The sequence below is a fragment of the Paraburkholderia piptadeniae genome (assembly GCF_900007165.1).
GTDB classification, from domain to species: Bacteria; Pseudomonadota; Gammaproteobacteria; order Burkholderiales; family Burkholderiaceae; genus Paraburkholderia; species Paraburkholderia piptadeniae.
This window is the reverse complement of the sequence record NZ_CYGY02000010.1, coordinates 17622-36831: the sequence shown is the minus strand read 5'-3', so window position 1 is coordinate 36831 and position 19210 is coordinate 17622. Positions and strand designations below refer to the sequence as shown.

General features: G+C 62.6%; 15 protein-coding genes and 1 pseudogene. 13 read left to right on the top strand and 3 right to left on the bottom strand.

The window, feature by feature from the left end:
• Nucleotides 1-69 precede the first annotated feature (69 nt).
• Nucleotides 70-1242 (bottom strand): Gfo/Idh/MocA family protein, encoded by a 1173-nt coding sequence (locus BN2476_RS03845; RefSeq protein WP_087732837.1) that lies wholly within the window; start codon nt 1240-1242, stop codon nt 70-72.
• A gap of 16 nt (nt 1243-1258) precedes the next feature.
• On the bottom strand, nt 1259-2590 hold the full coding sequence (locus BN2476_RS03840) for a Rieske 2Fe-2S domain-containing protein (RefSeq protein ID WP_087732836.1): 1332 nt from the start codon (nt 2588-2590) through the stop codon (nt 1259-1261).
• Between the two features lie 306 nt (nt 2591-2896).
• On the opposite strand from BN2476_RS03840, the pseudogene BN2476_RS49890 reads away from it, so the two are divergent.
• A pseudogene (locus BN2476_RS49890) lies at nt 2897-3036 on the top strand (KUP/HAK/KT family potassium transporter); the annotation flags it as partial.
• Between the two features lie 29 nt (nt 3037-3065).
• Here the strand turns inward: BN2476_RS49890 and BN2476_RS03830 are convergent.
• Nucleotides 3066-4022 carry a LysR substrate-binding domain-containing protein gene (locus tag BN2476_RS03830; RefSeq protein ID WP_087732835.1) on the bottom strand — a complete coding sequence of 319 codons (957 nt, stop codon included), beginning with the start codon at nt 4020-4022 and terminating at the stop codon, nt 3066-3068.
• 118 nt (nt 4023-4140) lie between these two features.
• Here BN2476_RS03830 and BN2476_RS03825 point away from each other — a divergent pair, with 118 nt between their 5' ends.
• From BN2476_RS03825 to BN2476_RS03770, 12 genes are all read left to right on the top strand, one after another.
• Complete coding sequence (locus BN2476_RS03825; protein WP_087732834.1) at nt 4141-5892, top strand: IlvD/Edd family dehydratase; 1752 nt, start codon at nt 4141-4143, stop codon at nt 5890-5892.
• 25 nt (nt 5893-5917) lie between these two features.
• Nucleotides 5918-7501: an aldehyde dehydrogenase (NADP(+)) gene (locus tag BN2476_RS03820; RefSeq protein WP_087732958.1), complete on the top strand. Its 1584-nt coding sequence runs from the start codon at nt 5918-5920 to the stop codon at nt 7499-7501.
• A 108-nt stretch (nt 7502-7609) separates the two neighbouring features.
• Nucleotides 7610-8539 (top strand): dihydrodipicolinate synthase family protein, encoded by a 930-nt coding sequence (locus BN2476_RS03815; RefSeq protein ID WP_087732833.1) that lies wholly within the window; start codon nt 7610-7612, stop codon nt 8537-8539.
• An 18-nt stretch (nt 8540-8557) separates the two neighbouring features.
• Nucleotides 8558-9487, top strand: a complete 930-nt coding sequence (locus BN2476_RS03810; RefSeq protein WP_087732832.1) for a Gfo/Idh/MocA family protein — start codon at nt 8558-8560, stop codon at nt 9485-9487.
• Nucleotides 9488-9535: 48 nt separating this feature from the next.
• The gene (locus tag BN2476_RS03805; RefSeq protein WP_087732831.1) at nt 9536-10540 is read left to right on the top strand and encodes an arabinose ABC transporter substrate-binding protein; all 1005 of its coding nucleotides are present in this window, start codon (nt 9536-9538) and stop codon (nt 10538-10540) included.
• 41 nt (nt 10541-10581) lie between these two features.
• On the top strand, nt 10582-12132 hold the full coding sequence (gene araG / locus BN2476_RS03800) for an L-arabinose ABC transporter ATP-binding protein AraG (protein ID WP_087732830.1): 1551 nt from the start codon (nt 10582-10584) through the stop codon (nt 12130-12132).
• Between the two features lie 66 nt (nt 12133-12198).
• Nucleotides 12199-13209 carry an L-arabinose ABC transporter permease AraH gene (araH, locus tag BN2476_RS03795; RefSeq protein ID WP_087732829.1) on the top strand — a complete coding sequence of 337 codons (1011 nt, stop codon included), beginning with the start codon at nt 12199-12201 and terminating at the stop codon, nt 13207-13209.
• Nucleotides 13210-13412: 203 nt separating this feature from the next.
• Nucleotides 13413-14381 carry an ABC transporter substrate-binding protein gene (locus tag BN2476_RS03790; RefSeq protein ID WP_087732828.1) on the top strand — a complete coding sequence of 323 codons (969 nt, stop codon included), beginning with the start codon at nt 13413-13415 and terminating at the stop codon, nt 14379-14381.
• A 110-nt stretch (nt 14382-14491) separates the two neighbouring features.
• Nucleotides 14492-16006: a sugar ABC transporter ATP-binding protein gene (locus BN2476_RS03785; protein WP_087732827.1), complete on the top strand. Its 1515-nt coding sequence runs from the start codon at nt 14492-14494 to the stop codon at nt 16004-16006.
• Nucleotides 16003-17043, top strand: a complete 1041-nt coding sequence (locus BN2476_RS03780) for an ABC transporter permease (protein ID WP_087732826.1) — start codon at nt 16003-16005, stop codon at nt 17041-17043. Before BN2476_RS03785 ends, BN2476_RS03780 begins: the two co-directional genes overlap by 4 nt.
• Complete coding sequence (gene yjfF, locus BN2476_RS03775; RefSeq protein WP_087732825.1) at nt 17040-18119, top strand: galactofuranose ABC transporter, permease protein YjfF; 1080 nt, start codon at nt 17040-17042, stop codon at nt 18117-18119. The genes BN2476_RS03780 and yjfF overlap by 4 nt, the downstream gene beginning before the upstream one ends.
• A gap of 21 nt (nt 18120-18140) precedes the next feature.
• Nucleotides 18141-19103 (top strand): aldose epimerase family protein, encoded by a 963-nt coding sequence (locus BN2476_RS03770; RefSeq protein ID WP_087732824.1) that lies wholly within the window; start codon nt 18141-18143, stop codon nt 19101-19103.
• Nucleotides 19104-19210: the final 107 nt, after the last annotated feature.

Below are 19210 nucleotides of genomic sequence, written 5' to 3'. Positions count from 1 at the left end.
AGAAGTAAAAAAGCCTTCGCGTGCGAAGGCTTTTTCGTTGTCGCCGATTGGCGGAGCAGCAGGTCGATATCAGAGCAGGACGTCTGCGCCCGCCTCGCTCGACTTCAGTATGGCGAGGCAAATTTCCAGAGTGCCCTTTGCCCATTCTCCGTCGTGAAGAGGCGGTCGTCCCTCGACAACGGCGCCATACAGTTCGTCGATGACCTCGGCGCGCGGCACGGCGGGGCGCGAAAGCGGCAGCGTCTCGCGCCGGTCGCCGTACACGACGATAGAGTCGGGCAGGGGCCGCAAGTCCGCACGTTCGCACGAGACGATGACCGGACCGAAATGCTGATGAAATCGAGGCGGTTCGTCCGCAGAGGCGCAAGGCGGTTTGTATGCCGATCCGCCGTACGTTCCGGCGGCCTTCAACTTTGCCTCGTCGTTCGACGAGGCGAGCGTCGCCAGACGCCTGCGAGCATTGCCGTACGCATCCGGGCTCGTCTGGTCGCCCATCTCGCCGATCCAGCCAGTCCACTCGTCGCTGTTGAAATGGCCGTATCCGTTGTAGGAGAGGGAAGCGTAAGCTCCGTTTTCGAACCAGATCAGCGCGGAATACGCGCCTTCGGTGGGGCGTGCCGGGTCCCACCGGCCGACGCTCGCGCGTAGCCGAACCGCGCGAGAGCCGGCGAGCAAGCGCACGATATCGACCTGGTGAGCCGCCTGGCTGAAAACGGCGCCGCCGCCTTCGGCCGTCATCAGCTCCTCGGGCCGGCGCGGCCGGTAAAGGTAGTCGGTGTAGTTGACCGCCTGGATCATCTTCACCGCGCCGAAATCCCCTTCCCGGATCAGTTCGCGTGCGCGCAGATACGGCGTGTCGAAGCTGTGGCAATGGCCGACGATCAGATGCACGTTCGCGGCGCGGCACGCGGCGATCATGCGTTCGCAGTCGGCCGCGTCGAGCGCCATCGGCTTTTCGACCAGCACGTGTTTGCCTTTCGCCGCGGCAATTTCCGTGTGCTGCGCGTGGAACTGATGTGGGCTCGCCACGTAGACGACTTCCACGTTGGGATCGTCGGCCAGTTGCAGCACGTCGGCGTAGGTTCGCGCGTCGAAGTCGGCGGCGAACTGCCGCCGCGCTTCTTCACGCGGATCGCACGCGGCAACGAGCTGGACTCTCGGGTCGCGCAGGAAGGTGGGCAACATCAGCGAGAACGCCCGCCCCAGTCCTGCTACCCCAATGCGCAAGCGGCGATCTTCCATGGCCGTGCGCCCTCCGTTATTGCGAGACCTGGTAGTCGGTCGCGACTACGGCCGACTGGTCGTCGGGCAGCGCGTGCTTCGTGCTGACATAGCGCGCCTCATAGGTGCGCCAGTCGATCTCCTTCGGCACGACTGCCTGATACGAGCAGACGTCGTGTGAAATCGCTTTCGCACCCGTGCCGATCGCTTCGTCACCTTGCTTGAATTCGGCGAGCGCGTCGAGCATGCGCCGGCGGAATTCGACGATGGCGAGATCGCTCGCGCCTAGACGCTCGTCCGAACGGTTCGCAATCGGACCCATCGTGACCCACATCGCGATGTCCTGGTTCGGGAAACCCGTGATGCCGGTGAAGTTTCCGGTCGCCATCGCCGCGCGGTCCTGCCAGAAGCGGTTCTCGTGATTGCGCAGCGGACGGTAGCGTTCGTCCAGATCAATACCGACCTGCTGATGCAGGAATTTGCGCCAGGATTCGGTTTCCGGCGTGGTCGCCGGATCGCCCCATGCGATGAAGTAGAACGCTGTGTTCGTGTCGTCCATCGGCACGTTGATGTTCGCGACGTTGTAGAGATTGTTCGGCGGAATCAGCACGGTTGCCGGCGCAACGAATACCGTCGAGCGCACGTAGTCGTGCGTGTTGGCGTTGAAGATCGGGCGGCGCAGCGCGGCGTAGCGAAAACCGTAACCGGTGCGCTCGACCTGCAGGCGCGGCGCCTTGTCGGTGGAGGGACGCAGCCAGTTCTTCGAAGTTGCCTCGGCGCCGCCAACGCGCGCCGGCACGAAGTCCGACGAATGAAGGCTCGAGCTGTGCGCGGAATCGATCGCGCCTTCGAGAATCTGCGCCCAGTTGCAGGGCAGCAGCGCCTTTGCGATGCTCACGCGGGTGTCCGCGCCCGGCGCCCACGCGGGCGGAACGAATTCGGGCGCGGCGTCCTGCGGGCCCATGTATGCCCACACCATGCCGCCCCATTCCTGCACCGGGTAGGCCTTGTGCTTGACCTTGTCGGTCATGCAACTCGAGGCGGGCTCGGACACCATTTCGATCACGTTGCCGAGCACGTCGAACTTCCAGCCGTGGTACAGGCAGCGCAGGCCGCAGTCTTCATTGCGGCCATAAACCAGCGATGCCCGGCGGTGCGGGCAATACTCGTCCATCACGCCAACGCGGCCTTCCGTATCGCGAAACACGACCAGATCCTCGCCAAACACGCGCGCTTTCACCGGCGCGCCGTCCGGCTCGCTCACTTCCTCGATCAGACAGACGGGGGTCCAGTGGCGGCGCATCAACTGCCCCATCGGGGCATCGCCTTCAACACGGCACAGCAGTTCATTTTCTTCGTGGGTCAGCATGTTTGTCTCCCGGCGAGAGGTCGCCTTCATCAACAGGTGTTGCCAAATTCTATTAGATATCTAGGAAAAATCGCAAGCCCGTTTGCGGGGGACTTCGGGTAACTACGGACGTATTGGCGCGCGAGAACAGGGCGGGGATATGGGGTCAGCCAGAGGAGCAAAGGGTGGTGGAATCAGTACCCGGACGGGAGATCGCGCCAAAGCGGGCTCTACGCCGCAATCGAGTGGGGCGGCCAGATAATCGGCTTCATCGGCGCGGGGTGCGCGCATGATGTCGTCATGTCGGACGAAGCGTTCAAGGAACCGGTCTTCACCATGCGAAAGCATGGCGCTAGCGGCATCGGCGCCGTGTTCGGTCCTGTGATGGTGTTCTGGTTTTCGTGATCGGCATCGCGGGACCCGTCAACACGTTCGCGGCCCCCGTCATTCTGGTCGCGCTCAATCCGTCGTTTGAACCGGCATCGATCGCGCGTGTTCAGGCGGGATAGGGCAGGTCATACGTCTCGCGGCTCGCTGCGCGCAGCGCGTCGATCATCAGGGCAGCAGCGGGGGAGAGCAGTTTTTCACCGTGGGTGATCAACCCGAAGTCGTCCATCCTGCACTCCATCGGCAGAGGCAGAATTTGAACCATGCCGTGAGACGCGTAGTAGCGCGCAACGTCTTCTGCGAGCACGGCAATCATGTCGCTTTTTTCCAGCACACGCGTGACAAAGAGCAGAGCGGCCGTTTCGACGACATTCGACGGCGGAGGGAGGCTTGCGCGCTGAAACATCAGCTCGAAACGGTGCCGTAGCACACTGCCCGCTGGTGGCACGATCCACGCGCTGCGCTGGACGTCGGACAGCTCCATTGGCGCCCCGGTCAGCAGCGGATGACCTCGGCGAACCACGGCGCGGACCGGTTCGCCTGCAAGCGCCTCGTAACGCAACTGAAGCTTGTCGTGTTCGGCCGACAGCCGCCCGATTACTATGTCGAGCTTGTCTTGCCCCAGATGCTCGAGCAGCACATTGCTGGTGTCTATTTCGACCGAAATACGTATGTTCGCGTGCATGCGCTTGACAGCCGCGACAGCCGCCGGAAGAACGCGCACACCTGGCGATGTGATGGCGCCTACCGCAACGTGACCGAGCCGTCCGGCCTTGAGAGCGGCGAGTTCATCCTGAGCCTGTTCGAGACTGCCCAGCACGATACGTGCGTGCCGGATTAGCGCATCGCCATAGAGCGTTGGCCGCACCCCGCGCGGCATGCGTTCGAATAGAACGGCCCCGACCATCTCTTCCAGTTCACGCAGCAGCTTCGAAGCGGCTGGCTGTGTCATGTTCAGCGCCGCCGCGGCGCGATGGATGTTGCCTTCCTCTGCAAGCGCGACGACCAGCAGCAATTGCCGTGTTTTCAGGCGCGTGCGCACGTACCAGGGGTTCGTATCCAGCATGGACTAAGTATTAATACCGATATATGAACTGATATGGGAAACGTCCAACTTTTCATTAGTAGGTTATCAACTTTGTTCATACACTGCACGCAAATCTGGCCTACCTAAAAGACGGACGATGTCGGCAACCAAACCCAAATTGCGGTCACAACAGTGGTTCGGCACCACTGACAAGAACGGCTTCATGTATCGAAGCTGGATGAAGAATCAGGGCATTCCCGATCACGAATTCGACGGCCGTCCGATCATCGGCATCTGCAACACGTGGTCGGAACTTACGCCCTGCAATGCGCATTTCCGCAAGCTCGCAGAGCACGTCAAGCGCGGCATCTATGAAGCAGGTGGTTTCCCCGTCGAGTTTCCGGTGTTCTCGAACGGCGAATCGAACCTGCGTCCTTCAGCGATGCTCACGCGCAATCTCGCGTCGATGGACGTGGAAGAAGCGATTCGCGGCAATCCAATCGACGCTGTCGTGCTGCTGTGCGGCTGTGACAAGACCACGCCCGCATTGCTGATGGGCGCGGCGAGCGTCGACGTGCCCGCGATCGTCGTGACGGGCGGTCCCATGCTCAACGGCAAGCTCGAAGGCAAGGACATCGGCTCGGGCACCGCAGTGTGGCAACTGCACGAATCGCTCAAGGCGGGTGAGATCGATCTCCACCATTTCCTGTCGGCGGAAGCGGGCATGTCCCGCTCGGCGGGTACGTGCAACACGATGGGAACGGCTTCGACGATGGCCTGCATGGCCGAGTCGCTCGGCGTATCGCTGCCGCACAACGCGGCGATCCCGGCTGTGGACGCGCGCCGCTACGTGCTCGCGCACATGTCGGGCATCCGTATCGTCCAAATGGCGCTCGAAGATCTGAAGCTCTCGAAGATCCTCACGCGCGAGGCATTCGAGAACGCGATCCGCACGAATGCGGCGATCGGCGGCTCGACCAATGCCGTCATCCATCTGAAGGCGATCGCGGGACGCGTCGGCGTGCCGCTCGAACTGGAAGACTGGATGTGCATCGGCCGCAATACGCCGACCATCGTCGATCTGCAACCGTCGGGTCGCTTCCTGATGGAGGAGTTCTATTACGCAGGGGGCTTGCCGGCGGTGCTGCGGCGCCTGGGCGAGGCGAATCTGCTGCCGCATCCCGACGCGCTGACCGTCAACGGCAAGTCGATCTGGGACAACGTACGCGAGGCGCCCAACTTCAACGACGAGGTGATTCGCCCGCTGGACAGGCCGCTCATCGCGGACGGCGGCATCTGCATTCTGCGCGGCAATCTCGCCCCGCGTGGCGCCGTGCTCAAACCGTCGGCGGCTACACCTGAGCTGCTCAAGCATCGCGGCCGCGCGGTGGTGTTCGAGAACTTCGATCACTACAAGGCAACGATTGGAGACGAATCGCTCGACGTCGACAAGGACTCGATCCTCGTGATGAAGAACTGCGGACCGCGAGGCTATCCGGGCATGGCCGAGGTCGGCAACATGGGCTTGCCGCCGAAGCTACTGCGCCAGGGCGTCAAGGACATGGTGCGTATCTCCGACGCGCGCATGAGCGGCACCGCATACGGCACGGTGGTGCTGCACGTCGCGCCCGAAGCGGCGGCGGGCGGCCCGCTTGCCGCCGTGCGCAACGGTGACTGGATCGAACTCGATTGCGAAGCGGGGCGCCTGCATCTCGACATCAGCGAGGAAGAACTCAAGCGCCGTCTCTCCGACACCGATCCGGCTGCTGCACCGGGCGTCGCCGAGCAGATGGGTAAGGGCGGTTACGCGCGCCTCTACGTCGATCACGTGCTGCAGGCAGACGAAGGCTGCGACCTCGATTTCCTCGTTGGAAAACGTGGCGCTGCCGTGCCGCGCCATTCGCACTGACGCGCATCGAAGGCAGATCATGACGATCCAACTCACGGGTGAACTGCTGATTGCGGGCCGCGCAAAGCGCGGCGAAGGCGCGCCATTTCAGGCGCTCGATGCGGCAACCGGCGAACCCATTGCGCAACCCGTGTTCCACAGCGCATTGAGCACCGACGTCGATCACGTCGGCGAGCTTGCCGACGAAGCGTTCGACGTGTATCGCGCGTTGAGCGCCGAAAAGCGCGCGCAATTTCTCGACGATTGCGCGGCGCGTATCGAAGCGCTCGGCGATCGACTCATCGAGCGCGCGATGGCGGAAAGCGGTCTGCCGCGCGCACGTCTCGAAGGCGAACGCGCGCGCACGGCGAACCAGTTGCGCATGTTCGCGGAACTCGTGCGCAGCGGCGACGCACTCGATGCGCGCATCGAACCCGCGTTGCCCGAGCGTCAGCCGCCGCGCACCGATCTGCGCTTCTGGCGCATCGGCGTCGGTCCTGTGGCGGTCTTCGGCGCGAGCAATTTTCCGCTGGCGTTTTCGGTTGCGGGCGGCGATACCGCCTCGGCACTCGCTGCCGGTTGTCCGGTTGTCGTGAAGGCCCATCCCGCGCATCCGGGCACATCGGAACTCGTGGGCCGCGCAATCCAGGACGCGGTCGCGGCTGCCGGTTTGCCTGCGGGCGTCTTTTCGCTGCTGTTCGACGCGGGCCACGAAGCCGGGAGCGCGTTGGTCCAGCATCCTGCAATCCGCGCAGTCGGTTTCACGGGCTCGCGCGCGGGCGGCCTTGCGTTGATCAAGCTCGCGGTGGCGCGCGCCGAACCGATCCCGGTTTATGCCGAAATGAGCAGCGTGAATCCAAACGTGCTGCTGCCCGGCGCGCTTGCCGCGCGCGGCGAGACGCTGGCGCGCGAGTTCGCCGCATCGGCGACGCTGGGCTGCGGGCAGTTCTGCACCAATCCCGGCTTGATGCTCGGGCTCGCGGGCACCGAGTTCGACGCCTTCGCTGCCAACGCCGCGCGGGAATTCAGCGGCGCGAGCGCGGGCGTGATGCTGACGCCGGGCATTCTGCGCAACTACGAACGCGGCATCGAGCGGTTGATACAACACCCGCAGGTGACAACGCTCGCACGTGGTAACGCAGCGCCCGGCCGCGCACAAGCGGCACTGTTGCGCGTGAGCGCAAAGGACCTGCTCGCGGACCCGACGCTCGGCGAAGAAGTATTTGGGCCCAGCAGCGTACTCGTGGAATGCGCCGATGCGCTCGAGCTGCGCGCGGTGCTGCGCAAGATTGAAGGTCAGCTGACGATCACGCTGCACGCGGAATCCGCCGACGGCGAACTCGTGCGCTCGCTGCTGCCGCTCATCGAGCGCAAGGCGGGCCGTGTGCTCGCGAACGGGTTCCCGACTGGCGTCGAAGTCTGCGACGCGATGGTTCACGGCGGCCCGTTTCCGGCCACTTCGGACGGCCGGAGCACCTCAGTGGGAACGGCGGCCATCGAGCGCTTCCTGCGCCCGGTCTGCTACCAGAATCTCGCCGATAACCTGCTGCCCGACGCACTGCGCGACGCCAATCCACTCGACCTGCGCCGACGCGTCGCAGGCAAACCGGAAACGCAGCGCACTCCGTGAAGCGCGGACCAGGAAGATCCGCGCGCGCCAGTGCGCGTTGCGAATCATGAACGTGGTGAGAGCAACGATCGCGCGGGGTAACGAAACTTTTGAAGCAGGACTGACAACATGAATATGAGCCGTACGCCCCGCTACCGGGGCATCTTCCCCGTCGTGCCGACCACGTTCACGGAAACCGGCGAACTCGATCTGGCCAGCCAGAAGCGCGCTGTCGATTTCATGATCGACGCGGGCTCGGACGGCCTATGCATTCTCGCGAACTTCTCCGAGCAGTTCTCGCTCTCGGACGAGGAACGCGAAGTCATCACACGCACCGTGCTCGAACACGTCGCGGGCCGCGTGCCCGTGATCGTCACCACCACGCATTACGGCACCAACGTGGCCGCCGCGCGCAGCAGGCGCGCACAGGAGCAGGGCGCGGCAATGGTCATGCTGATGCCACCGTATCACGGCGCCACGTTCCGCGTGCCCGAGTCGCAGACCTTCGAGTTCTATGCGCGCGTGTCCGACGCCATCGATATTCCGATCATGATTCAGGACGCGCCCGCAAGCGGCACCGTACTTTCGGCGGCGTTGCTCGCACGCATGGCGCGCGAGATCGAGCAGGTCTCGTACTTCAAGATCGAGACGCCGGGCGCGGCAAACAAGTTGCGAGAGCTGATCCGGCTTGGTGGCGATGCGGTGGAAGGACCGTGGGACGGCGAGGAAGGGATCACGCTGCTAGCGGACCTGAACGCGGGCGCGACGGGCTCGATGACGGGCGGCGGGTTTCCGGACGGCATTCGCCCGATCATCGAAGCGCATCGCGAGGGCCGCATCGACGACGCCTTCGACCTTTATCAAAAGTGGCTGCCCCTCATCAATCACGAGAACCGCCAGGCCGGTCTGCTCGCCTGCAAGTCGCTGATGAAAGAGGGCGGCGTGATTGCGTGCGAACTGCCGCGCCATCCGCTGCCCGCGATGCATCCGGACACACGCGCCGAGCTGGTTGACATCGCGCGTCGTCTGAATCCGCTTGTGCTGCAGTGGGGCAAATAAATTTCTGGGCCGAGTAGCATGAACCGACCTTATAGACTGGGCATCGTCGGCGTGGGCAAGATCGCGCGCGACCAACATCTGCCGGCGATCGCGGGCAACCCGGGGTTTGCGCTCGTCGCGACCGCGAGCCGCAACGCGCAGGTCAACGGCGTGCGCAACTACACGCACATTGGCGCAATGCTCGAGGCCGAAACCGACCTCGACGCGGTTTCGCTGTGTGCGCCGCCGCAGGTCCGCTATGAACAGGCGCGCGCCGCGCTCGAAGCGGGCAAGCATGTGATGCTCGAAAAGCCGCCTGGTGCGAGCGTGAGCGAGGTCATAGCGCTTTCTGAATTTGCACGCAAGCAGAACCGGACATTGTTCGCCACGTGGCATTCCCGTTGTGCCAGCGCTGTCGAGCCCGCGCGCTACTGGCTCGCCGAGCGCGAGATCCGCGCTGTACACGTGCGCTGGAAGGAAGACGTGCGCCGCTGGCATCCGGGGCAGCAATGGATCTGGGAATCGGGCGGCCTCGGCGTGTTTGATCCGGGCATCAACGCGCTGTCGATCGTGACACGCATCCTGCCGCATGAAGTTCTTCTGCGCGACGCGACGCTTCATGTGCCGGCAGATTGCTCGACGCCCATCGCTGCCGAACTCGATTGCATCGACACCAATGGCGCGCCCGTGCACGTCGAATTCGACTGGCGCCACGGCCCTGTCGAGCAATGGCAAATCGATGTCGAAACGACGGATGGCCTGCTTTCGATCAGCGAAGGCGGCAAGCGCCTCGCAATCGCGGGCGACCCTGTCGCGCTCGAACCGGAGCGTGAATACGCGGCGCTCTATGAACGCTTTCACTGGCTCATCGCGCACGGCACCGACGACGTGGACGTGCGACCGTTGCGCCTCGTCGCAGACGCATTCCTGCTTGGCAAGCAGATTGAAGTTGAGGCCTTCGGCCGCTAGACGCTTTATCGACCCTTCGCAACAACCATATCAGAGGAGACTAGCAACATGACCAGCAAAATCCGCCGATTCACGCTTCGTGCGATGTTTGCGGCAATGTGCATTGCGCCGCTCGGCATGAACATGGCGGCCCACGCCGATTCGCCAACCAAGATCGGCTTTCTCGTCAAGATGCCGGAACAGGCGTGGTTCATCAACGAGCAGAAGGCTGCTACGGCGCTTGGCCAGAAAGAGAACTTCTCGGTCGTCAACATCGGCACGCCCGACGGCGAGAAGGTGCTCGCCGCGATCGACAATCTCGGCGCACAAGGGGCACAGGGCTTCGTGATCTGCGCGCCCGACGTACGTCTCGGACCGGCCATTCGAGCAAGAGCAAAGCGCTACAGCATGAAGGTCGTCACCGTCGATGACCAGCTGGTCGATTCCTCGGGCAAGCCGCTTGCGGACGTCCCGCACCTCGGCATGTCCGCGTTCAAGATCGGCAATCAGGTCGGGCAGGCGATCTCCGACGAAATGAAGAAGCGCGGCTGGAAGCCGGAAGAAGTGGGTGCGATCCGCATCACCGACTATGAGCTGCCGACTGCAAAGTTGCGCACGGATGGTGCGACGCAGACTCTGCTCGCGAACGGTTTCAAGAAGGACAACATATTCGACGCGCCGCAAAAGACCACTGACGACGAAGGTGGCTTCAATGCGGCATCGCCCGTGTTGTCCAAACATCCGAACATCAAGAAGTGGGTGGTCTTCGCGCTGAACGAGGAAAGCGTGCTGGGCGGCGTGCGCGCGACCGAGCAGCTGCACATTCCTTCAGCGGACGTGATTGGCGTTGGCATCAACGGCGCAGGTGAAGCGTTCGCCGAGTTCCAGAAGAAGGATCAGACGGGCTTCTTCGGCACGATCGCCGTCAGCTCGACGAACCACGGCAAGCAAAGCGCGCAGAACCTCATCGACTGGATTCGCAACGGCAAAGAGCCGCCCGCGGACACGCAGACCACCGGCAAGCTGATGACGCGCGACAACTGGCAGGCCGTGCGCACGGAACTGGGTATCTGACGATTGCCCGAGCGTAAAGGCGAAAGAAGAGCAGGGATGCAATGACTGAAACCATGACTTGTGCGGGCGCGACGGAAGCGGCGAACGCTGAAGCTCAAGAGGGCAAGCGCGCATATCTGGAACTTCACGGGATCACCGTGAGCTTTCCGGGCGTGCGCGCGCTCGACAGAGTGTCGCTGGAAGTGCGCGCTGGTGAAGTGCACGGCCTGATGGGAGAGAACGGCGCGGGTAAATCCACGCTGCTCAAGGTGCTGTCGGGTGTGAATCAGCCGCAGGAAGGGACCTTGCGTTTGAACGGCGTCGAACACAGGTTCACGACGACGAAGGCTGCGATCGAGGCTGGCATCGCCATCATCTATCAGGAACTGCATCTCGTGCCCGAGCTGACGGTCGCCGAAAACCTGATGCTCGGACAACTTCCTAACCGCCTTGGCGTGCTCGACGAGCGCGCGCTCGTCGAGCGTGCGATGGATGAGCTCAAGCGTCTCGGCGAGCGCATCGATCCACGCACGCCGATCAAGAACCTCTCGATCGGCCAGCGCCAGATGATCGAGATCGGCAAGGCGCTGATGCGCGACGCGCGCGTGATCGCCTTCGACGAACCCACGAGTTCGCTGTCGGCGCGCGAAACCGAGAACCTCTTTCGCATCATCAACGCGCTGCGTGCAGAAGGGCGCGCGATCATCTACGTCACGCACCGCATGGACGAGGTGGATGAGCTGTGCGACCGCGTCACGGTGTTTCGCGATGGCAAGCGCATCGAGACCTTCGAATCCGTCGCCGAACTCGACCGCAACCGGCTGATCGCCGCGATGGTGGGCCGTTCGATTTCCGATGTCTACGGCTATCGTCCGCGCGAGGCGGGAGACGTGTTGCTCGAAGCGAAGGGACTGCTCGGGCCGGGACTGGCCGAACCGATCTCGTTCGCGGCACGGCGCGGCGAGATCGTCGGTTTCTTCGGGCTCGTTGGCGCGGGCCGCTCGGAACTCATGAAGTTGATCTACGGGGCAACGCGCGCCAGTGCAGGGCACGTCGAACTCGACGGCAAACGCGTGAACTTCGCGAGCCCGCGCGATGCCGTGCGCGCCGGCATCGCGCTGTGTCCCGAAGACCGCAAGCAGGAAGGCATCGTCGCAATCGCCTCAGTGGCGGACAACCTGAATATCAGCGCGCGTCGTCACTTCAGTCCCGCACGGTTCCTGCTCGATCCGCGACGCGAGCGTGAACTGGCGCAGGACTACATCCAGAAGCTCGCGATCAAGACGCGCAACGGCGAAACGGTGATCGGCACGCTCTCGGGCGGCAACCAGCAGAAGGTCATCCTCTCTCGCTGGCTCGCCGAACGCATTGAAGTCTTTCTGATGGACGAGCCCACGCGCGGCATCGATGTCGGCGCGCGTGCCGAGATCTACAACCTGCTGTACGAGCTGGCCGAGGCGGGGCGCACGGTAGTGATGGTGTCAAGCGATCTCGCCGAAGTGATTGGCGTGGCGGACCGCATCATCGTCATGCGCGAAGGGCGCATAGCGGGCTGCGTGCCGAAGGCCCAGGCGTCGCCTGATGAACTGATCAGAATGGCGCTGCCGCACTGAAGCAACTGATTTGCCGTGCGTGCTCGCAGCATCTGCGGCGCTCACGATTCGAATGATGAACCAGAGATGAGTCAAGCCATGCAATCACAGGGCACTTCCGCCGCCAACCAGTCCGCCGCGCCCATCACGCCTTCGCGCGCACGCGCGTGGGACATGATCAACAGGTCGGGCATCGTCGTGGTATTCGTGGTGCTGTTTGCGGTGCTTTCCGCAACGGTGCCGGACTTCCTCACGACCCGTAACATCCAGGGCCTTCTGCTCTCGGTTACGCTGATCGGCTCGATCGCGGTCACGATGATGTTCGTGCTCGCGCTGGGCGAGGTCGACCTTTCCGTTGCTTCAATCGTCGCGTTTTCGGGTGTCGTTGCGTCGACCGTGATTACACAGTCGCATAGCGTGCTGCTCGGTGTCGCCGCGGGCGTGCTCGCGGGCGGAGCCGTAGGGCTCGTCAACGGCGTGCTGATTGCCCGCTTCAGGATCAACTCGCTGATCGCCACGCTTGCGATGATGGAAGCCGTGCGCGGTCTCGCGTTCCTGACTTCGAATGGCGATGCCGTGATGATTTCCGAGGAGCGCTTCTTCGATCTCGGCGGCGGTTCTTTCCTCGGCATCTCCTTTCCTATCTGGAGCAACATTATCGGCTTCGCCGTTTTCGGCTTTCTGCTCAAGAAGACCGTGTTCGGCAAGAACGTACTCGCGGTCGGCGGAAATAGCGAAGCAGCGCTGCTGGCGGGCCTGCCCGTCACGCGCATCAAGGTCGCGGTGTTCGTCCTGCAAGGTCTCGTGACGGGCTTTGCCGGCGTCATGCTCGCATCGCGGATGAGCCTCGGGGACCCTAAGACTTCGGTGGGACTGGAACTCGGTGTGATCTCCGCATGCGTGCTGGGCGGCGTGTCACTCACGGGCGGCGTGGCGACGATTTCGGGCGTGCTGGTCGGCGTGCTGATCATGGGCGCGGTCCAGGACGCCATGAGCCTCATGAACGTGCCCACTTTTTATCAATACCTGATTCGCGGCGGCATTCTGCTGCTCGCGGTGCTGTTCGACCAGTTCCGGCGTAGCAAGCGGGCGGTCTGACTTTAACCGGACCCGCGCGGCGAAGATTCCGGACGAGCATGCGCGGGTACTTGTAATCAGTGATCCGGAAAGGAGGACACGAGCGAAGTAGGGCCTCGCAGACGCGCTCTGACCGCGCAGATGGTCGTTATGCCACGTCGAGACGTCGGCCCGTATCAAGCGGGAAGGCAGTACTAACAGATTTAGTACATAGGAGACAGAACATGAGACTCATCAGCAGGCTTGCGTTAGGCACGCTCGTCAGTACGGCGATGACATTTGCGGCCGGCACCAGCGCGTCGGCTCAGGAAAAGCAGATTACGCTCGGGTTTTCACAGGTCGGCGCAGAAAGCGCGTGGCGTACGGCAAATACCGTGTCGGTGAAAAGTGCGGCAAAGGATGCGGGGATCAACCTGAAGTTCTCCGATGCCCAACAGAAACAGGAAAACCAGATCAGGGCAATCCGTTCGTTCATTGCGCAAAAGGTGAATGTCATTGCGTTCTCGCCGGTTGTGGAATCGGGTTGGGAACCGGTGCTGAACGAAGCAAAGGCAGCGCACATTCCGGTGATCCTCACCGATCGTGCTGTCGACGTGAAAGATACGTCGCTCTACGTGACGATGATTGGCTCCGACTTTCTGGAGGAAGGACGGCGAGCCGGCCGGTGGCTCGAAGAACGCTACAAGAACGAGCCAGGCCCGATCAATATTGCGGAGTTGCAAGGCACAGTCGGTTCGGCACCAGCCAACGATCGTCACGCAGGCCTGATGGAAGTGGTCAAGAACGATCCGAAGTTCAAGATCATAGCTTCGCAAAGCGGCGACTTTACGCTCGCTGGCGGCAAGCAGGTCATGGAAGCGTTCGCCAAGACCTACGGCAAGCAGATCAACGTCGTGTACGCACATAACGACGACATGGCGCTCGGCGCGATCCAGGCCATGGAGGAGGCGGGCATCAAGCCGGGCAAGGACGTGACCGTCGTATCGTTCGATGCAACCAAAGGCGGCTTCGAGGCGATGATCGCCGGCAAGATCAACGTGGACGTCGAATGCAGCCCGCTTCTCGGACCACAGTTGATGTCGGCCGTGAAGGACGTCGTTGCGGGCAAGCAGGTGCCGAAGCGCATCGTGACGAACGAGACGGTTTTCCCAATGAACGTCGCGGCGCAGACTCTCCCGAGCCGAAAGTACTGACGGGCGCCCGAAGCTGACTGCTTTCGCAAGGCGGTCTGGTGCTGCCAGCCAGACCGCTGCCGCATATTCGCGATCATTCTGGCAGCGCGGTTTTCAGGTGCGTAACGGCCATGAACCAAACACCCATCCTTGAAATGTCCGGCATCGACAAAGCGTTCCCGGGCGTGAAGGCATTGCAGCAGGTGAATTTCCGGCTCTTTCCGGGCGAGATCCATACGCTGATGGGCCAGAACGGTGCGGGCAAATCGACGCTCATCAACGTGCTGACGGGCGTACTCGGACATGATCGAGGCGAGATCCGGCTAGGCGGGCAGACCGTCCATTTCGCGGCCCCGCTCGACGCTGAAGCAGCGGGAATCCAGACGATCTATCAGGAAGTGAACCTGTGCCCGAACCTGTCGGTAGCGGAGAACATCTTCGTCGGCCGGCAGCCGATGAAGCGCGGTGCGATCGACTGGAAAACCATCCATGTGCGCGCCCGCAAGGTACTTGCGGACCTCGATCTTTCCCTCGACGTCACGCGCTCGCTCGACGCCTATCCGATCGCCGTGCAGCAGATGGTTGCGATCGCGCGCGCGGTCTCGGTCGACGCGCGCGTGTTGATTCTCGACGAGCCGACATCGAGCCTCGACGACGGTGAGGTCACGCGACTGTTTTCCGTCTTGCGCCGACTCAAGGCATCGGGGATGGCGATACTTTTCGTCACGCATTTTCTCGAACAGACCTATGCCGTCTCCGATCGCATTACCGTGATGCGTAACGGCGAGCGTGAGGGCGAGTATCTGGCAAGTGACTTGCCCGTCGACGTGCTGGTCGCGAAGATGACGGGCCATGAACGGATGAGCGAGCGGCTCAAGGAAGGCGCGTCGGAGGCGGCGCGCGAAGACAATCACACGCAGCCGCTCCTGTCGATGAGCGGCGTAGGCCGGCGCGGACTGATGAATCCCGTCGATCTCGAAGTGCGGCCAGGGGAGATCGTGGGCCTTGCGGGACTGCTCGGCTCGGGGCGTACCGAGACCGCGCGCCTCGTGTTCGGCGCGGAGCGCGCCGACACGGGCACGACGCAGGTGGACGGCGCGAACGTGAAGCTCACGTCGCCGCATCACGCGGTGCGCCATGGCATTGCGTATTGTCCAGAGGATCGCAAGAAGGAGGGCATCGTTGCCGCGCTGTCGATTCGCGAGAACATCGTTCTCGCACTCCAGGCACGACGCGGCTGGTGGCGCATGATCCGGCCGTCGCGCCAGCGCGAGATCGCGGACGAGTACATCGCGCGGCTCGATATCAAGGCGCGCGATGCGGAGCAACCCATCGGCCTGCTATCGGGCGGCAACCAGCAGAAGGTGCTGCTTGCACGATGGCTCGCCACCGAACCCAGGCTGTTGATCCTCGATGAACCCACGCGCGGCATCGATGTGGCGGCGAAGTTCGACATCATGGATCGCGTGCTTTCACTGTGCGCGAAAGGTCTCGCGATTCTTTTCATTTCGTCGGAAGTCAGCGAGGTCGTGCGTGTCAGTCACCGGATAGCCGTGCTGCGCGACCGGCGCAAGATCGCGGAGATTTCTGGCGAAGGACTGTCGGAAGACCAGGTGTATCGACTCATCGCAGGAGGGCAGTCATGAACCGGATCAGGACATTGCTTCACCATCAACTGGTCTGGCCTGCGCTGACGCTCGTACTGCTGTTCGCGCTCGACCTCGCGCATCGGGCCAGCTTCCTTTCCGTCACGCTGCTCGACGGCCATCTTTTCGGCGCGCCAATCGATATCCTGAACCGCGCGGCGCCGCTCGTGATCGTGTCGCTCGGCATGACGCTCGTCATCGCGACACGCGGCATCGACATCTCGGTCGGCGCGATCGTTGCGATTGCGGGCGCGGCGGCCGCTATCGTCTTGCAGGAGGACCCATCGCGCGTCGGCGGTGCACTGCTTGCGGCGCTCGGCGTCGGCGTGCTCGCGGGCGTCTGGAACGGCGTGCTCGTCGCATTCGTCGGCATGCAGCCGATCATCGCCACGCTCATCCTGATGGTCGCGGGGCGCGGGGTCGCGCAGTTGCTGACAAGTGGACAGATCATTCCTATCGGCGCGCCGGGCTACCTGAAGCTCGGCGACGGCTACTTCGCAACGGTGCCGTGTTCGGTGTGGATCGCGATAGCCGTGACCGCGGTGACGGCGCTGCTCATTCATCGCACGGCACTCGGTCTCTTCATCCGCTCGATCGGCGTGAATCCCGTCGCGACCCGGCTTGTCGGACTGCGCTCTGGCGCCATCGTGTTTAGCGTCTACGTGTTTTGCGGAGCGATGGCGGCGATTGCGGGGATCATCGCGAGCTCGAACGTGCGCAGTGCGGACGGCAACAATGCGGGGCTGCTGCTCGAACTCGACGCGATCCTGGCGGTGACGCTCGGCGGTACATCGCTGCTCGGTGGCCGCTTCAGCCTCGCCGGCACGGTGCTCGGCGCACTCATCATCCAGACGCTCACCTACACGACGTACTCGATCGGAGTTCCGCCAGAAGCGACGCTGGTCGTCAAAGCGGTCGTCGTGATCGTGGTCAGCATGATCCAGTCAGAAGCCACTCGCCGCTTGCTGGTCAGGCAGATCAGGCGGGTCCTCCCTTCCGCGCAGCCGGGCGCAGCCACGGGATCGACGACGTCATGAACAAGCTCATTGGCCGCCTGGCCGACCCTCGTACGCTGCCCATCATCGTGACGATCCTGCTGTTTGCCGCGCTGTTCGGATTCGGCTCGATCATGTACACCGGCTTCTTCTCGATGCAGGTGCTGACGGGCCTGTTCGTGGACAATGCATTTCTTCTGATAGTCGCGATCGGCATGACGTTTGTGATCCTGTCGGGCGGCATCGATCTGTCCGTCGGTGCAGTGGTTGCGTTGACGACGGTTCTCTGCGCGATGGGCGCCGAACGGCTGCATTGGCCGATCTGGGTCATCGCGCCGCTCGTACTGGCCTTTGGTGCACTGTACGGCGCGGCGATGGGCGCACTGATTCACTTCTTCAGGCTGCAGCCGTTTATCGTGACGCTCGCCGGCATGTTTCTCGCACGCGGCGCGTGCTTCCTCATTACGACGCAGTCGATCACGATCCACGAACCGACCTTTCATGCGATCGCCAGCCTGAATTTCCCAGTTGGCGGCGGATCACTCAACGCAGGTGCGCTCATCGCGATCGGCATGCTCGCATGCTCGCTCTACGTTGCGCACTTCACGCGCTTCGGCCGGAATGTCTATGCGGTCGGAGGCAATGAACGGTCGGCGCTGTTGATGGGGCTGCCCGTCGCGCGCACGAAGGTGAGCGTGTATGCGCTCAGCGGGTTGTGTTCCGCGTTGGGAGGGGTCGTATTTACCCTTTATGTGCTAAGCGGCTATGGGCTGCAGGCCCAGGGCATGGAACTCGACGCGATCGCAGCCACCGTGATTGGCGGCACGTTGTTGACTGGCGGGGTTGGCTACCTGATCGGATCTTTGTTCGGCGTCGGCATACTCGGCACGATCCAGACGTTGATCACGTTCGACGGCACGCTCAGTTCCTGGTGGACGCGCATCGTGATCGGCGCATTGCTATGTGTCTTTTGTCTGCTGCAACGAATCATCGAGCGTCATGCGGCGCGACGGCAATCGGGTGGCACGGGTCTGGGCACGAAACCCGATTCGCCGCCTGGCACCCCGCGACCGGACACCGGCGTTCACGACGAGACAGCGCTTGTCAAGACGGTATGACCCACCGACAGGAAGGAAGATATGTCTACCTTGCGAGCGCACGAAATCGACGCGACAGGTTCGGTCGTCATCGACACCACACCGACGGTCATCGGACATACAAATCAAGCGAGTCATTTCAGTAGTCGTGCGACGCTTGCGAACGCGTACCTGAAGCTTGAAGTTCTGCCAGGCTTGGGCGGAGGAATTTCCCGGTTCGAGTGGAATGATCGCGGTATATGGACACCCGTGTTTGTGCGGCCTTCGATGGTGACATCGGGCGTGGAAAAGAATCAATTGGCGTGTTATCCGCTATTGCAGAGTCCCGGCGTTCATCGACGTCAGTCGCACCTTCCGAAAGATCTGCTCGGGACAATCCGGAGTTGCGCGGAAGAGCATGCTTTTGCGGAGGTCGTTGGTTTGCAGGACTGGCAGATCGAACAGATAGACGCGAGAAGCTTAAAGCTGAGTGCCGTGAGTGCCTTACAAAAAGCGTATCACGCAATTCTGGAATATCAGCTTGACGGTCCAACGCTAACCGTGAAGATCGAGATCGAAAACAGGAGGGAAAGGGCGATACCGATTTCGATTGGCATTCGTCCGTTCCTGATCCGTGATGCAGATACCTCAGTGTGCGCACCGGCCAGTTCCCTGTGGCTTTCAGGGGATGGGGACGTGTGCTCGCGGTACGTACCGACACCACCCGCCTGGCAATTCGGCGTGACCTATCCGTTGCCTCGGTCACGGGTTGATCACGTATTCAAGGGTTGGGGCGGCCGTGCGTTGTTCGAATGGCCCACGCGCCAGTTCTCGCTCGAGATTTCATCAGACGCTGCCAGCTATAGACTTCATGCGCCACGTCAGGAGCGCTTCTTCTCTTTTCAGCCCTACGACACGCTTGATGGCACTGCAAGTGTTCACGCCGGGGCAAGAGTTTCTCGCCGGTTCGATTTCACTGTCGGACGCCTTGGATCGCTAACAAAGTTCGGCGTGCACCACGCATGACTCTGACGGGCGTAAAGCCGTTCCTTCTACGGGATGTGCGGGCTATGATTCACGCGGCGTTAAACAGCGCATATGACGATCAGGCTGCACGCTCGAGTCCGAAATTC

Excerpts from the sequence above, each read along its gene's own strand:
- BN2476_RS03845 (WP_087732837.1), bottom strand. The coding sequence starts at position 1,242 with ATGGAAGATCGCCGCTTGCGCATTGGGGTAGCAGGACTGGGGCGGGCG.
- BN2476_RS03840 (WP_087732836.1), bottom strand. The coding sequence starts at position 2,590 with ATGCTGACCCACGAAGAAAATGAACTGCTGTGCCGTGTTGAAGGCGAT.
- BN2476_RS03830 (WP_087732835.1), bottom strand. The coding sequence starts at position 4,022 with ATGCTGGATACGAACCCCTGGTACGTGCGCACGCGCCTGAAAACACGG.
- BN2476_RS03825 (WP_087732834.1), top strand. The coding sequence starts at position 4,141 with ATGTCGGCAACCAAACCCAAATTGCGGTCACAACAGTGGTTCGGCACC.
- BN2476_RS03815 (WP_087732833.1), top strand. The coding sequence starts at position 7,610 with ATGAATATGAGCCGTACGCCCCGCTACCGGGGCATCTTCCCCGTCGTG.
- BN2476_RS03810 (WP_087732832.1), top strand. The coding sequence starts at position 8,558 with ATGAACCGACCTTATAGACTGGGCATCGTCGGCGTGGGCAAGATCGCG.
- BN2476_RS03805 (WP_087732831.1), top strand. The coding sequence starts at position 9,536 with ATGACCAGCAAAATCCGCCGATTCACGCTTCGTGCGATGTTTGCGGCA.
- araG (WP_087732830.1), top strand. The coding sequence starts at position 10,582 with ATGACTGAAACCATGACTTGTGCGGGCGCGACGGAAGCGGCGAACGCT.
- araH (WP_087732829.1), top strand. The coding sequence starts at position 12,199 with ATGAGTCAAGCCATGCAATCACAGGGCACTTCCGCCGCCAACCAGTCC.
- BN2476_RS03790 (WP_087732828.1), top strand. The coding sequence starts at position 13,413 with ATGAGACTCATCAGCAGGCTTGCGTTAGGCACGCTCGTCAGTACGGCG.
- BN2476_RS03785 (WP_087732827.1), top strand. The coding sequence starts at position 14,492 with ATGAACCAAACACCCATCCTTGAAATGTCCGGCATCGACAAAGCGTTC.
- BN2476_RS03780 (WP_087732826.1), top strand. The coding sequence starts at position 16,003 with ATGAACCGGATCAGGACATTGCTTCACCATCAACTGGTCTGGCCTGCG.
- yjfF (WP_087732825.1), top strand. The coding sequence starts at position 17,040 with ATGAACAAGCTCATTGGCCGCCTGGCCGACCCTCGTACGCTGCCCATC.
- BN2476_RS03770 (WP_087732824.1), top strand. The coding sequence starts at position 18,141 with ATGTCTACCTTGCGAGCGCACGAAATCGACGCGACAGGTTCGGTCGTC.